The 14,336-nt window shown below is 62.5% G+C and carries 11 protein-coding genes; 5 read left to right on the top strand and 6 right to left on the bottom strand.

Features of this window, described 5'->3' with window-relative positions; genetic code table 11:
• Positions 1 to 41: 41 nt before the first annotated feature.
• Both ACQP2D_RS25180 and ACQP2D_RS25175 read right to left on the bottom strand, forming a co-directional pair.
• Complete coding sequence (locus ACQP2D_RS25180) at positions 42 to 1,097, bottom strand: tyrosine-type recombinase/integrase (protein ID WP_433678378.1); 1,056 nt, start codon at positions 1,095 to 1,097, stop codon at positions 42 to 44.
• A 2,210-nt stretch (positions 1,098 to 3,307) separates the two neighbouring features.
• The gene (locus ACQP2D_RS25175) at positions 3,308 to 3,802 is read right to left on the bottom strand and encodes a hypothetical protein (RefSeq protein ID WP_433678377.1); all 495 of its coding nucleotides are present in this window, start codon (positions 3,800 to 3,802) and stop codon (positions 3,308 to 3,310) included.
• 748 nt (positions 3,803 to 4,550) lie between these two features.
• On the opposite strand from ACQP2D_RS25175, the gene ACQP2D_RS25170 reads away from it, so the two are divergent.
• Entirely contained in the window at positions 4,551 to 4,733 is a 183-nt protein-coding gene (locus ACQP2D_RS25170) for a hypothetical protein (protein WP_433678376.1), read from the top strand.
• A 969-nt stretch (positions 4,734 to 5,702) separates the two neighbouring features.
• Here ACQP2D_RS25170 and ACQP2D_RS25165 read toward each other — a convergent pair.
• The 4 genes from ACQP2D_RS25165 to ACQP2D_RS25150 all read right to left on the bottom strand — a co-directional run bounded on the left by ACQP2D_RS25165 (position 5,703) and on the right by ACQP2D_RS25150 (position 10,427).
• Entirely contained in the window at positions 5,703 to 6,011 is a 309-nt protein-coding gene (locus tag ACQP2D_RS25165) for a hypothetical protein (protein ID WP_433678375.1), read from the bottom strand.
• Positions 6,012 to 6,335: 324 nt separating this feature from the next.
• Positions 6,336 to 9,110, bottom strand: a complete 2,775-nt coding sequence (locus tag ACQP2D_RS25160; protein ID WP_433678374.1) for a M48 family metalloprotease — start codon at positions 9,108 to 9,110, stop codon at positions 6,336 to 6,338.
• 113 nt (positions 9,111 to 9,223) lie between these two features.
• Complete coding sequence (locus ACQP2D_RS25155) at positions 9,224 to 9,694, bottom strand: hypothetical protein (protein WP_433678373.1); 471 nt, start codon at positions 9,692 to 9,694, stop codon at positions 9,224 to 9,226.
• Between the two features lie 28 nt (positions 9,695 to 9,722).
• Entirely contained in the window at positions 9,723 to 10,427 is a 705-nt protein-coding gene (locus ACQP2D_RS25150) for a hypothetical protein (RefSeq protein WP_433678372.1), read from the bottom strand.
• Between the two features lie 169 nt (positions 10,428 to 10,596).
• Here ACQP2D_RS25150 and ACQP2D_RS25145 point away from each other — a divergent pair, with 169 nt between their 5' ends.
• The 4 genes from ACQP2D_RS25145 to ACQP2D_RS25130 all read left to right on the top strand — a co-directional run bounded on the left by ACQP2D_RS25145 (position 10,597) and on the right by ACQP2D_RS25130 (position 13,793).
• Entirely contained in the window at positions 10,597 to 10,719 is a 123-nt protein-coding gene (locus ACQP2D_RS25145) for a hypothetical protein (RefSeq protein ID WP_433678371.1), read from the top strand.
• On the top strand, positions 10,716 to 11,189 hold the full coding sequence (locus tag ACQP2D_RS25140) for an RNA polymerase sigma factor (RefSeq protein WP_433678370.1): 474 nt from the start codon (positions 10,716 to 10,718) through the stop codon (positions 11,187 to 11,189). The genes ACQP2D_RS25145 and ACQP2D_RS25140 overlap by 4 nt, the downstream gene beginning before the upstream one ends.
• Positions 11,190 to 11,401: 212 nt before the next feature.
• Complete coding sequence (locus ACQP2D_RS25135) at positions 11,402 to 12,430, top strand: PIN domain-containing protein (protein ID WP_433678369.1); 1,029 nt, start codon at positions 11,402 to 11,404, stop codon at positions 12,428 to 12,430.
• A 250-nt stretch (positions 12,431 to 12,680) separates the two neighbouring features.
• Positions 12,681 to 13,793: a hypothetical protein gene (locus ACQP2D_RS25130; RefSeq protein WP_433678368.1), complete on the top strand. Its 1,113-nt coding sequence runs from the start codon at positions 12,681 to 12,683 to the stop codon at positions 13,791 to 13,793.
• Positions 13,794 to 14,336 lie beyond the last annotated feature (543 nt).

Genomic DNA, 14,336 nt, shown 5'->3' with positions numbered 1-14,336 from the left:
TCGTACGGGGGCGAACTCGCTGCATCAGCGTGTTCATAGCGTCATAGATTACATCCACCGGGACCCCGGGGAGCAAGCGGGTGGCGAACCGCGCGAGCGAGTGGATGCGGCTGTCCGGTCAACGCGACCAAGGCTTCTGCGACCTCCACGATGCTGGCCCGGGTGTATATCGGTGTGGCGCCGCCGTTTCCGACCTGCGCGTGACCGGCATAGGCACGAGCAATTGCTTCGTTGAACTCGCGCTCGACGTAGGTGAGCGTCGTGTGGCGGATCCAATGAGCCGATACCTGCAGGCGCGCCGCCCAGGGCAAATGGGCGCGGATCCGCCCGCTCAGATAGTCATAGCGTCGTGCGGTGATCGGGCGCCCGTTCCGGTAGCGCAGAACCCGAGAGGTAGCTCCCTCGCCTCCGCGTCTGTCGACATGCTCGACCAACTTGCCCATGAGAAGAGGCGAGATCGGTTGCCAGCGAACGGTTTCCCCCTTTTCGCGCAAACGGATGAGGCAGTCCTGCGGCTCGAGGTCGGAAACCTCCAAGTTGAGAGCGCCTGCCCGTCGACAGGCTGCTTCGATGTGAATGCGCACAATGAGCGAGTCCAGTTCGGTGTCGTTTCCGGTCGTCGCCGCCACCTGCCCGATCTCGATCACCTGTTCTCGCGTGAGGGCATGTCGTGAGCCTTTCAGTCGACGGGGTTTCGCCACTTTCTGTGCGGGGTTGTCCGAAGGACTGATCAGTCTGTCGGCCTCGGCATGCTTGTAGATGCATCGAAACGCCGCCACCATGTGGGTTGCGGCGCCGCGTCCATCGCGCGAGTTGGATCGGACGACCGCTCGACTGCGATGCTGTTGCACGAGTTCGCTGATCTCGGTCGAGCTGGGTTCATCGAGCCGTTTTGTGGCCCAGGCTGTTTCGATGACCCGCCAGTAGGACGCGTAGTTCTTGACGGTAGTAGTGGGCAGCGAGGTGCGCAGCTTGGCGATGTACTCGGCGAATGTCGGCATCTTGGCCGAGCTGTCGGCACCGGTCGGGAGGTGTTGGACACTGACGCCCAGCCGTGTAGCGATCAGCGAAAGCGCAACGGTGAGGTCATCGCTCATGGCGTCCGCGGCCAAAGGCCGGGTAGATAGTTCCATAACGCCGCCGCGACCACCGGAATCGGCAATACCACCAGCGTATCCCGTGCCTGGTCGGCCACGATCAAGGCTCGGTCGTGTGGATTCAGATTGCATGGATGGCGAAACGCGGCTGGAAGGCGTAGATATCCGTTTCCTCCTACGGCCCAACGACTGTTCCGCACGCATCGAGCAATGATCATCCGGTGATCCCCTTCGAACGAAACATTCTGCCCTGCTGCCCATTTGAGAGCTCGGAGGCTTGACCGTTCGGACAGACGGCCGTGGTCATCGACAGTTGCCGTCGAGCAATGCGGTGCACCGAGGGGGTTGTCAGCGATGCCTGGAAACGCGAACGGAATCTCGAGCGGCTCGGCCACGCGGCTCGTTGTCCCATACAGTTGATCGAAACCGAGGCTGGTCGAATCGCCAGTAGAAGCCGAGTTCGGTGTCGAAGCCGGGAGCGGCTGGTCTTTGGCCGCTGGCGGACTCACGGTGTCTCCCGTCGTCCGGAGCCTACGGTCACTCCAGAAAACGACCCGCACGTGCGGGCCGGCGATGCGAGCGGAAGGCCGATGATGACGCCGCTGGTGGGGCACGCAATGAGAAGTAGATGATCTCGTGGCGAAATGCCCACGACGTGTTGCACCGCGGACGGAACGTAAACCTGCCCCGGCTGACCGATCCTGAAGTGCCTTCGGATGGGAGTAGCACGGCGCACCGCGAAGATTCGCTCGGCGAGTCTGTATTCGACGGGGTGGCCGCGTGACCAGCGCGCTTCCTGAAAGACGCCAGCGCCAGACAGGCGCCCGCGGTTGCTGATCACCGAAACCGTGAAATGCAATGTCGGCGGCAAAAAGTGGGAAGTGACGGGTGTCGGTGCCGAGGGGTGTGGAAGTCCGATCGCCTCCGACGTTGATCGAGCGGGCGCATGCTCATGCTGAGTTGACATGGGACTCATTCCTGTCCCAGTCTGCCGATTCTCCCATCTTCTATGAAACCTGATTGCGGATGATCTCGCCACATGCGATGCCAGGGATAGGTGTGCCGATAGGTCAGTTCCCCAGTCAGTGATCGGCATCTGCCTTGACCATTGCTGTTGAGGGACTAAGGTTTCGCCACCCCGCAGAGGCGTGACCGAATAGCCCTAATCGCACGATGGTCGGTGTTCGGTCTGAACACCTTGTGGGCAACCCGAGGCATCGACCTCCAGGTCCTAGCTCCCGCTGTCGGTGGCGACGTTGGCCTCGGCAGGGCGAAGCGATCGCAGCAAGCGGCTGTGGCAGGAGCGGTGTGGGGGTTCAAGTCCGGAGGGGGTATCGACCAGTACGCCAACCTCCTGCAACACCGAAAACTGCTGGTCATCGGCGAATAGCGGTGTGTGACGGTTCTGGTCCGGTTGCCGCGGGTTCGTGCCCTCGGCAGGGCACATCGAACATGGGAACGGGGATGACCTGCGGTTTTTGGGTGGGCTGTTGGTGATCGAAGCTGAATACCCGCTGTAGGCAGGCAGTGCCGCTGTCTTTGCCGGGCATGTGCCTGTGGCTGGGATGAGGCCCAGCGCTTCGTTCAAGGCTTTGTTGGTCATGAAGTCGGCACAAGGATTCGCCTGGATCCCATCGTTGACCGACGGAACCCGACAAAACCCGTTTGTGCAGGTAGATCGATTCTGGTCATCCTATGGTGGCTCGCCGTGTCCCATCATTTCCCGGCGTGACTCGGTGCTAGATCGTAGAAAAATCGTAAATCTGGGTCGGGCTGTTGTGTGTCCGGCAACGCAGCGGTCGATGATGCGAGCCGGAGAGTCGCCGGTCACGCGGGTTGTCGCTCGGGTGTCACATCAAACGCTCAGCTCGTCCGCGACCGCCAATCTCGCTGTTCTGATCACCAGGCGCCGCCCTGGGCATGGTCGATGGTTGCTGAATGAGGTGCCTGAACGGGGCGCGCCGCCTCTGGTCGCTTCGGAGCTGTTCACCAACCCGAAGTTCGAGGCGCACCGGCACGACGAACCAGATTTCTGGCCAAGGGCGATAGGGGCCGTCCGTCTGTCGTTCCCACGCGTGGTGTGCGCCCCTGGCGGGGCACCATAGAGATGGGAACAGTACCGACCGGCATCTTCCTGCTGGCCAACTGGTCATCGAAGCCGATTTCGCTCTGCGCAGCGACAAGCGCTAATAGGTGACCTATGGCGAGCTTTAGGTGTTCATTTGCCGGGAGGCCGCGAGAGCGGCGCACACCAGACCGACCATGGCGCACAGGAATATTGCAGGCCCCACACTCCTCATAGCGATGTACTGTGCTGTGGCTACTGCGCCGAGCAACACGACCATGGTCACGAGCGGAATTGCTTGCCGCACGTGCGGAGTTGGAAATCGCCTGAACAGGCTGCTGGTCCTGCGCGTTGCCCGTTTGATACGTGGCTTGTGATCCGCGAACAGGCTGCGCACGCATTGGCGAAGCACCACGAGCGTACCGAGGACCATCGCGATGAAGGTCAGCGCCCGCCATAGGTCACCGGAATCGCTCTCGCCGCCTGTGTAGGCGGCCTTACCGTAGAAGAAATATCCGACATCGACCACGAGCAGCCCAAACAACAGCCACCACCCCCAATTTCGTCGGGGTCCGCTGGTCGGAGTTTGCGACCCCGTCACGATCCTGATTGTCTGCTGGCCACCTGTATTCGAAAACACCGAACTACCTTTTCCAGCCGAGTTCACCTGTTGGTGGCTGCCGCTGGCCGCTGTGTCCGTGGGTTCCGTCCAACCGTGTGCGTCCTCGTGCGTATTTGCAGGCTGGCCTCGCGGCGGTCGGCTTTTGGCCCGGTGTCCTCGGCGGTGCCATCGCGAACCTGTGTAGACACGTCCACTGGGTGCGATGATGTGGCCTTCGTCGGTGGGTTGAGATTCGGCTGTGTGATCGGTGGGGCGTTTCCTGTCGATTCTTGGGTAGGTATTTGCTTGGCCTGAACTGAGGGCCGGGGGTTGGTCCATGAACGGCTGAATCGGTGATGATTGGTGGCCAGTTTGATCGTGCGGAGGCCGTCTGTGGTGTCGGGCCTGCTTGGGCGGCGTGGCTCCTGTGTGAGGAGACAGCGTCTGCGTCGCGCCTGCCGGGGCCGGTGGGAGCTGTTGTGGTTCAACGAGTTCGGGTTGAACTGGTGTGTTCGAATTGGCTGTTTCGTTCGGCGCGTGGTCTCGTCCTCTGTCGCCGATCTCGATCCCGAACAGCATTGAGAGCACGCGCCGTCGGAGTGGGTAGTTATCGAACATTGGTGGGTCTTGTTGTTGCGGTTGAGGTCCGACGCCTAATAGTTGTGTGACCCGTCGGGCTAACGGTTCAGTTTCCATGGTTTGGCTCCCCTGCGCCGATCTCCGCGATGGTGTCAGTGTGTGAGGTCACTATCGGTGAGATTTGGGTGCCTTTAGTCGGTGACAGTGGTTGGCTGTTCCCCGAGGGCTCGTCGTCGGAGCGGCGCTCCTGCTTGCTGCCGTACACGATCCCGAGACTGCCGAGCTGGGTAAGTATCGCGGGGGCCGAGAATCCCAGGGTAAGGGCTACGAATGGCTGCGAGACCTGGCCTACCAGAGTGAACAGTCCGGCGGTCCCGCCGCCGAGGGTTAATCGGATTCCGCCGGTGATGAGGTGCGCTTTCCAGTCGACGTACCGTGTGAACTGCGGGGGTTTGGCCTTGACTTGGCCAGTCTTTGTCGTGCGGGCTTGTTCCCACCGGCTCACCGCGTGGAAGACGGCTAGGAGTTGAATGGTCAATCCGCCGGCTGCACCGAGGAGTAGCGCCTGCCAGGACTGCATAGTGCATACCCCTACTAACGGTTTGCTGCCCGGTCCTATCGATGTTCAGTGTCGGCGAAGAAGAGCCACATCTCAACAGCCCATCCAGCGCCTCCGCCGACTGTCGCCCGAACTCGTCGGTGCGTACTAGCCCGTGAGGATCTCGGCAACCGCGGCATCCCACACAACGATCGCTTGGATCGGGTCCGCCGATTTCAGATACGGAGGCTCTCGGGTGATCTGGCAGTCGTCGCGGGCGAGCTGAATCGTGGATGAAACATGTTGACTGCGAAGGAGATTCGCCTGCGATTGGAGGCTCTTCTCCTCGGCGGGGCACGTCGACCAAGGGCTCTTCGAGCTGGCGCTTCCGATGCTCGCGGAGAACGGCGAGTAGTGGCCGAGGCACCGGAAGCGTGGCCCGCGAACCATCCGTCTTGACCTCTTCGAGCTTCAGTTCTGCGTCAATGCGATGCGGCCCGTACCGCACTACCAGCCGACCGGCATCAAGGCGGCGCGCCGACGCGCGCCGCGCCACGCAGTCGGCCGCGCGACGGTTCCTTGGAAAGGCGTCTGCGGTACCGACGCGCCGGCGCGTCGCGTCGCACGTCCACACGCCGGATTCTCCTGGTAGCTCAGTCCATCCACAAGTGAACAGACGCTGGCAACGAGCCGGTCGTATCCGGATGGGCCTCTCGCACAGGTGATCTCGGACCGTCGAATCCGATACTCTGACGGGCTGATGGTGAGCCTAGGTCGAACGCTCCAGAGTTCTTCGAGGTCCAGGCCAGTCCCAGGATGGCGTCACGTCGACAGCGTTACTCGCTCAGGCAGCTCGATGCCCTGTGCCTTCGCCTCGTGACGAGTGGGCGGGCCATAGAACGACCAGTCGATCACCACCTCGCAACCGGGAAATTGCTGCCGGACCGCCTCCAGGACGCTGGCCACGAGCTTCGTGAAGTCCTCGTCAGACTCGGAAATCGACTGATCAAGCTCCTCGTAATCCGCCTCGTCGCCGTCTTCGGACTCGTCTACCGGCTCGAATTGCTCGGATCGGCCGCTCCAGTAGCCCTCGAACAGGCCCTCCGCGCCCGGAACCCACTCCAGCTCCACGCCCACTCGCACCTCGCTTCGGTCATCCCTCGATGGTGACGCCAAACCCCGTACCCCACAACTGGTTCCGCATCGCCCGGCAAGTTGACAACCCTCACTTGGGCTCCCCTCCTTCCTCATGGCCTGATCGTCTCGCTCCAGCCAACCGAGTCAAGGACCACCTTCGGTGTCCGCTACGCGTCCCTACGGCATCCTTGACACGGCCGACTTCCGCTGAGGGAGGCCAGTATGAGGAAGGCGGGGGAGAGTAGGCAGGGGCGGATAGACAACCTATCCGCGGCCATCCCGCTGGGCCACTGCCTGTTCGCCCTCCGGTCGTCCGGCCTACGGTGCGAATGGGGGGACGTAGCCGACCAACGCGTCGTAGGGCACCGCTCCGGTGCCAGGAGCGGACAGGTGCTCGCTGGAGCTGTCGCCGTGGAGGAAACTCGGTGCTTCGATCCACACGTGGTCGGCGGGGACGGTGATGGCGAAGGGCTTTCGTGCACTCGCGGGCATTGCAAAAAGGTCGATGCGGTAGGACGTCGGGGCGCCATTGATAAGGATCGGGGCGCCACCGCCGGTGCTGGTGACAGTGTCGCCGGGCAGAGCGATGATCACTCCGCTGCGGTATCGATCGACTGTGTCAGGCCAGTCTGCTTGGGCGCTGTCGAACATGACAAACCCGCCACGCTGTGGGGGATGGTCGTGATTTGGGATCGATTCCGGGAGGCCAGGGGTCGGAAACGCTAACACCGGATTTCCGCATGGTGGGACGGGGTGCTGCGCGCATGCCGAGAGAGAAGGGTCGACGCTGTTGAGCAGCTTCAGGCAAGTAGTGTTCTTGGGATTGCTTTCGCACAGCTTGGTGATCGGGGGGCGGGCGCCGGGCGCGACAACAATGACCCGGTGGGCTGGTGAGTAGGTGGTCAGCGCTGTTGCGGGGCTGATTCCTGGCCACTGGCCGAACTGGAGACCCGATTGCGAGGTCGTGAGCGTCGCCCACGTCGCCGTGAGCACAGACACATACGTGAGCAGGATCGTTATTTTTGGATGCCACGGAACCTGGCCACACATTCCATCAAGCCTGGCCCAGGGGCGGTTTGTCGATCTCAGGCTGGCGCCTATCGCGCCGAGCACTACCGCCAGGCACATCAGGGCAGCGGTGATGTAGGAAACGTGCCAGCCGGCAAGAGGATTCGAGTCGTAGTCAATCGTGCCCTCGTAGATGTCCATGAGCGCGAATTCGGGTTTGCCTGCTGCGCCCACCGAACGGTCGTATGTCTTGGAGAGCTCCATCGGCACCCATATCGGCAGTCCGGCGCGTTCCCAGGGCAGATGCGCGTAGGTGAAGTACTGCCAGATGATCGGCGTGAGGAGTGGCAGCATCACGCACGAGGAGTAGATCGTCATCACCGTCAGAGGCAGAAGTGGTGTGCTGGCTCGCACCGCGACCGGCAGCCACAGGCGGGCGATCCCATAGAGGAACGTGATCGCGGGACCGACGAGGTAGACCATGTCTCCCGCCCAGTAGCTGATGAACTGGTCGTGCCCGGCTGCGGTATGTCCCATCGCATCGGATACCGGATCGAGTGCGATAGCCGACCCGAGAAACAACCCCGCATTGCAGCCCACCGCGGCCATGACCGTTGTGATCGCGAACGCCATCACGAACCCGGACACAGATTTGACGATGTAGGTTTCGGACAGTGCACGACTGAGCGCGTCGTGGCTGATAGCGGTGGTGATGAGCAACGCCGCCACAACGATTCCGGCGACAGGCAGCACCGGCGCCGGAAGCGGTACGACGACTGCGACTGTCTGCACTACGTCGTAGGCCAGCACCGCCCCGATACCGGTCGTCACCGCACTGGAAAAAGCAGAAGTATAAGAGCGCCGCGGTTCGAGTTGTTGCTCGAGGCGACGTCGCATCGGCGGATGATGATGACCGACGAACATGTGGATCGTCGTCGCAGCGGAATGCAGCGGCCGTCGAGACAGGGTTCGTGCAGCCAGCCACAGATCAGCCCACAACGCGTTCCCGACGAGACGCCTGTGCTGGAACGCGACCTTCGCATAGGCCCAGGCAGGATCGGGGTGGTTCAGCGCTTGTGCGTCGATCTGCTGGAAGACCTCGCGCAGCAACGGTGGCTGCTGATCGCGGCGCCGCGCCGCGGCTCGCTCATTACGGCGTCTCTTCACCCGCGCGTCGACTGCGTTGGTGTAGGAGACGAGCAACTCGACCATCAGCGAGGCGACCAGTTGTCTCGCAGCGGAATCCGCGTGCATTTCGCGGGTGCGCAACAACCCGTTGCGAATCGAAATGGTGACCGCGATCAGGGCTGCGACACGCCAGCCGTTGTCCCAGGCGACGCTCCACCGACCGGTCCCGATTTCATAAACAGCCCATCCTCCCAGTGGTAGGACACCGATGATCAACAGAAACCGCCAGGTCCACACCGCCGCATAGGTCGAATCCAGGTCGCCGTTGTAGATATGCGCCAACTCGTGCGCGATGATCGCTCCGACCGCTGCCTTCTCCTGAGCGCCGCGACCATACAGGATCGTGAGCCCGCGACTGAGCACGATATTGCGGCGCCGGGCCGACCCGAATGCCAAACCCGAGACGTGGTAGTCGGCACCGTCGAACAAGAAACGGACCCGCGCTCGAGTCCCGATCTCCTGCAGTGCGATCGCCAGTTCAGGGAACTCTTCTTCTGGAAACGGAATCAGATGGCGGCGGTGAACAACCCACAGCGGCCACACCCAGTACGCGACAGCGCTACATCCCAACAGAATCCCGACCGCGGCCACCTGCCCGTAGGTCGCCACGGTGGCGACCGGTGAGGAGCACGCGTGAGTCGCGGCCGCGATCGTCGCTTCATCAGCTGCTCCGACATCGGCGAACTGCCGCCACTCGGGGGGACGAACTCCAAGGGTGGCCTGCACCGCGTCGACGCATCCGGTGGTCGCCTCGCGATAGCTGGTACCTCCCAGAGCTTGTGCGATCAATTGCCAGGCGTCCCAGGTCGTAGCCACCGCCACCAACGTTAGGAGCAAGAAACGAATGGTGGTGCCCGCTCCGAAGGCGCGTGGGTTGTACCGCACAATATCGGCCATCGACAGTGCTCGAATCGTCGATCACATCAAGAGCCGGGCCGCCACACCGCCGCCGGAAGGCGTGCGGCCTGGCTGGAGGGCGGCGTACCGGATGTAGCGGACCATGTCGTCATCTACTGGGGCGGTCGCTGCCGTGAATCCGAGGCCGCCAACTGAGCGACTACCGCATCGGCGATCACTTGGGCGCGGTCGGTGTCGAGTCCACGCTGTTCGGAAATTTCGCTGATCAGCGAGCGGAGTTGGCCTAGCTGCGGGCCCGACATCTGAGGGAGAGTCGTCGGCGCCGTCGGGCGACGTAGGATTCTGCTCGTCAGCCGTGTCACTCCTCTGACCGTGCCGCCAGCGGCGGAAGATCCCAGTTGCTTGGCCATCTCCGCCAGCGCCAGCCACACCACGGGCGTGGCCAGGACCGTGATCTCGTCTACACCGAATCCGAGAAGGTCGTCACCGTTGCGTCGGCGCAGTCGCCGCAGGACCGTGTCGTCGTCGTAGCGATCGAACTCATCGACCATCGGTAACTCATCCGCGGCGACAACCGCGAGCACCTCACGGACGACCTCACGAACTATGTAGACACCTGACACGAAACCCCCTCGTAGACTTCGACCTTCGCTAGCCTAGTCGACGACCCGAGCCACAGGTCAACGAACGACAACGTGAGTCGAGTGGCTGTCTGACGGTCATTCGGCATCGGCTAGCGTCGGGCGCTCGTGATGCCCGCTCGTCGACGGTGTGGACCACCACCTGCCCCGGCACTGACAGTGTCGCGTCGACCCGGTCGAGTTCATGGCCACGGCGTTCGCGTTCGATGCCCTCTCGCCAGTTGCGTTCGGACTGGATGAGGGCGTTGGGCGCCCGGTCGGCGAGCGGGCTGCGCGGACTCAGGATCGTCGGGTACGCCGCGTCGTGGGCTTCGCGTTCGCGCTCGGCGTGGGCGACGTTGCGGGCGATCTGAGCGCGGCTATCCGCGCCGGTTAGTGATGCATTGGCCTGTCGGCTCAGCAGATTCAGCTCGTACCGCTGGCCCGCCGGAACTTCGACGCGGATGCGGTAGTCGAGCTGGTCGAGTTCTTCACGCAGCGTGTGTAGCCGGTCGCGATCGGGGTCATGGCCGAGCAGCTTCGGTTTCGCGATGAGCTCGTTGTAGAGCTCTTCCAAACTGGACGTCGCAGCCCCTGAGGCGCTGGTGTTTTGGCGCTTCCAAGGGTAAGTCGAGCATAGGTTCACGGGGCCGATAAGACCCGCTAATCGCGTGGGCCGGAGGCCAGCTCGACGGGTTCGTGTCGGACGAAGATCTTTTTCGATCTTTGAGTGCACGATCGGCGTCCCAATCCCCTCTTCCTAGTATCAACTCAGTAGGAGGAGGGGGAGCCGGATGAATCTGACTCTTATCAGCCTGGTGGCAGGCATCACGGGAAACACATCGGTTGTCGTGGCTCTGGGGCTGCGGCTTAGGTGGAAGGCTGTGCGGCACAGGGAGCATCGAATGCAGATGGTCGAGCTCATACGTGCATTGCCGGAACACAGCAGCGCCGAGGCGCACGACGGCCCCGGCGGCCTGCAGACCCGAGTGACCATGGGTGGACCGTCGGCGGGCCGTAACCGATGACCGAGGAATACGACCAGATCAACCTCCGCACCCCACCACCCCTCGACGTCCAACGGAACCTGGAGCAGCTGCACCGCGAGCAGTTCAGCGCCTTCTACCGCGCGAACATCGCGAAGCTGGTGGGGTTCCTGGTGACGCAGGGCGCGCGCGTCGCGGACGCGACCGACATCGCCCAGGACACGATGATCCAACTGTGGCAATCGTGGTCGAAGATCGAATCGCCCCTGGCCTGGGCTCGGGTCGTCGCTGGGCGTGAGCTCGTTCGCAGGTACTCCGCACTAGAGGAGGACCACATCGACGAAGCCGAGTATTCAGCGCTGCTGGGTTGCGCCACCGACAGCGATGCGCGCGGCGCACGAACAGCAACAGCCAAGTTAGTCTACAAACTGGCGATGCGATCGGGAGGGTCGCGCTTGGTGGACCGAAAACGTCATACGTCCTTCGGCGGCCGCCGCGCCACTGGCTGGTGACCTCACCGACGACCGACCGCGGCAGAAACGTGCCGGCCACGCCGGACCCATGCCCCGTCTTCCTCCTGCACCCCGCACTGTCCGCTGGCCCCGGCCCGACCAGGCCAGACCAACACACCGCGTCATTCGGCACCACGCTGACGCGGCCGTGTGACCGCGACATGCGCTGTGCGCTCGAATCCGTACACGTTGGGCCGCTTACGATCAGGGGTATGGCAGTCGAATCTTCGGACGCCTTGGCGGTCAGAGTGGTGGATCTGTTTGTCGACACGTCGACTTGGCTGGACCTGGCCAAGCTTCGCGACGGTCAGCGGTTGATCCGACCACTACAAACGTTCGTCGACGAGGGCCACGTCCGGTTGTTGGTGCCCCAGGTAGTCGTGGACGAGTTCGAGCGGAACCGCGAGAACGTCCAAAAGATGATGACCACCAGTCTGACCGAGCGTTTCAAGGCCATCCGGCAAGAACTTGCCGCCTATGGCGACATGGACTACCGCAACGAGGAACTCAGACTGTTCGACAAGTGGGCGCACCAGGTGACACTCAGCGGTGCCTTGACCACTCGGAACTTCGACGATATTCGCGTACTGCTGGGGACGGGCAAGCGAATCGAGCCTTCTACCGGCGACCGAGAGCGGGTGGTAGCGCGGGCACTCGCGAAGGCCGCGCCATTTCACCGGCAACGCAACAGCGTGGCGGACGCACTGCTCATCGAGATGTACGCGACGGCCCTGACCGATGCTGGCCCTGGTGACACCTTCGCGTTCGTGACGTCGAACTCCCTTGATTTCTCGGCCACACACGGCGACCAGCGCCAGCCGCATGAAGACCTGGCCGAGATGTTCGCCGCTGACCACTCCACGTATCGGCTCGGGGTCGACGGACTCGAGCAGTGCCTGCGCGACGAGTTCGATAGCTATCTGGATGAACTCATAGCCGAGATGTGGTTTCCGGACGATCCGCGCGGGCTGAACGAGATACTTGCCGCTGAAAAGGAGATGTTCGACAAGGTTTGGTACGAGCGCTCAATGCGGTATGACCGCGAGCTGATCGCCGAGGGCAAGACCGAAGAACTTGAGAAGCACAAGCGCGTCGCTCGTCAGGGACGTAAACGGATCGAAGAAACCTACGGTCTTGAGGATATCGGGCCGTACGATGCCTTCGAATTGGGAATGCTCAACGGCAAACTCTCGGCGTTGCGTTGGGTGCTGGGTGACGAATGGGACTTCCTCGATACCTAGCGGGCCGGTCCCCCATCCGCGAGATCCTGGGCAGGCTCTGCCGAAATAAAACTTGTCGGTGCCTAGCATTACGCTGACTGCCCGTGACGACCTCCGGCCCCTTCTGGACGCCCCGCACCGGTTTGCAGATGTCATCGAACACGCTGCGTTCCAACGGAAACGGATAGTGCCACGGCAGCAAACGCTGCCGTCCGGCTTGGCCGTAGGATGCGGCGGTGTCGGTTGGTCGACGGTAAGTGGAGGCATTGCGATGAGTGATGAGACCGAGCTGTGGCTGCACAACCTCAGGCAGCTCATGTTTTTCGTAGAGGTCGCACGGGACAATGCCGAAGCCGCCCCCGCCTCCAAGGGGGTCGCCGAGAAATCGACCAAGGAAGGCTTGCGGCAGGCAGTATTCCATCACCTACTGGAAGAGCACCAGCGGAAGGCGATCTACAGTCCCCAGCTGCGTGACATCGTCAAGCCTGTACTGGACGCCGTTCTCGTGTTCCTCGACAAGTCGCTCACGACCCCGCAACTGCTGGTGCAGAGTCTCGGTGAGATCGATGCGCTCGCGGGTGAGGCGCTCAAATCAATCGACAACATGAGCGACGAAGAGGAGGTTGAGCAGGTTGTCGAAGCGTTCGAGACCCGATACCTCGCGACGTTGGCCACCGCGCTGTCGGCCCAAGCCACACTCGCTCAGAAGCTCGCCGCGCGAAAGGCTACCGACGGTGAGTACTTCGACGTGGGGCGGTACGTCTTCGCCCTGGATCCAGCGCCGGGCAGGGTGCATTCCGCCGATCTGAACAAGGCGATGGACAGTGGAGTTACGTCGCTCAGTATCAAGCGTGGCATGGTGTCGTACGATCGGTTCCCGCCGATCCAGATCATGACCTACGGGCAGTGGTTCGCCTACATCCACGCGATCTGGGACGAGTGGTACCGACCGCGTCTTGCTGCAGCGTACTCACGGCGGCTCGGTGAGGATTTCCTGAAGAACGACATCAAGAGCGCGTTCATGGGAGAACTGAACAAGATCCGAAACGACGTCATCCACAACAAATCTCGCGTCAAGCAAAGCACAACAAACAAGATCCTCGACTGGGCCACCAGCGACGGTCTCGTAGGGATGACAACCGAGCGGATGATCGGGCTGCGAACGATGTTTCCCCGCGACGAGCTCCTGATCCCACCCGTCCACAGCGCCGCCCCGAAAACGCAAAACATGCCATGGACGGCGGACGTCCAGCTGATCGATTCCGTAAAGCGACGCCTCGCCGACCTGGGCCTGTCCAAGCGTCAACAGAAGGATGTCGGGGACGAGATGCTTCGACTCTGGCTGGCGGAGAACCCGGCTCTGGACGGTCGCGCGCCCGCTTGATCGGTTCTGTGGCTCGCCAAATGCTGTCGCCTGTCCTTGACGACAACCCGTGGGCCTGCATCACTATGTTGTTACGCTCGACATAGATGCGCTGCGTTCCTTGATGAATAGGCAGGTGGGTTTGCCCGCAGATCACCCTACGATTCTGGCGACCTCGATGGGTTTCAATCGGGCGCGGGATCCGTGGTTGCCGTCACCGGTATTCCGGTATGCGTTCGAACTCGCCGGACGACCGTCCCGTCCTCGGCTGTGCTTCATCACTACCGGAAATCTCAGCCCAATCCTCTAATCGAACACAAGTTCGAACCGCGCGGTATGCTTGATGGATGACCGCCCGTCTGCACTACACCGTCGACGGCCGGGTGGTGCCGCCTGACCGATTGGTGCGCACTGCGAACGGCTGGGTCGAGCCCGCGCCCGTGCGATGCCCGAAGAGGCATCCGCTCCAGCGCGGCCGGATCCTCGTCGGCTGGATCCCGTGCATCGGAGACCGCCATTCTGGGACCGCACTCATGGATGCGTCTGCCGTGCCACTGTCCACAC

The sequence above is a fragment of the Nocardia sp. CA-119907 genome (assembly GCF_050955995.1).
GTDB lineage: Bacteria > Actinomycetota > Actinomycetes > Mycobacteriales > Mycobacteriaceae > Nocardia.
The sequence above is the reverse complement of the archived record's forward strand: the minus strand, read 5'-3'. Positions and strand labels throughout refer to the sequence as shown.

What these genes read in the sequence shown, in the direction of transcription:
- ACQP2D_RS25180 (WP_433678378.1), bottom strand. Translation starts at nt 1,097, where the DNA reads ATGAGCGATGACCTCACCGTTGCGCTTTCGCTGATCGCTACACGGCTG.
- ACQP2D_RS25160 (WP_433678374.1), bottom strand. Translation starts at nt 9,110, where the DNA reads ATGGCCGATATTGTGCGGTACAACCCACGCGCCTTCGGAGCGGGCACC.
- ACQP2D_RS25145 (WP_433678371.1), top strand. Translation starts at nt 10,597, where the DNA reads ATGCAGATGGTCGAGCTCATACGTGCATTGCCGGAACACAGCAGCGCC.
- ACQP2D_RS25140 (WP_433678370.1), top strand. Translation starts at nt 10,716, where the DNA reads ATGACCGAGGAATACGACCAGATCAACCTCCGCACCCCACCACCCCTC.
- ACQP2D_RS25135 (WP_433678369.1), top strand. Translation starts at nt 11,402, where the DNA reads ATGGCAGTCGAATCTTCGGACGCCTTGGCGGTCAGAGTGGTGGATCTG.
- ACQP2D_RS25130 (WP_433678368.1), top strand. Translation starts at nt 12,681, where the DNA reads ATGAGTGATGAGACCGAGCTGTGGCTGCACAACCTCAGGCAGCTCATG.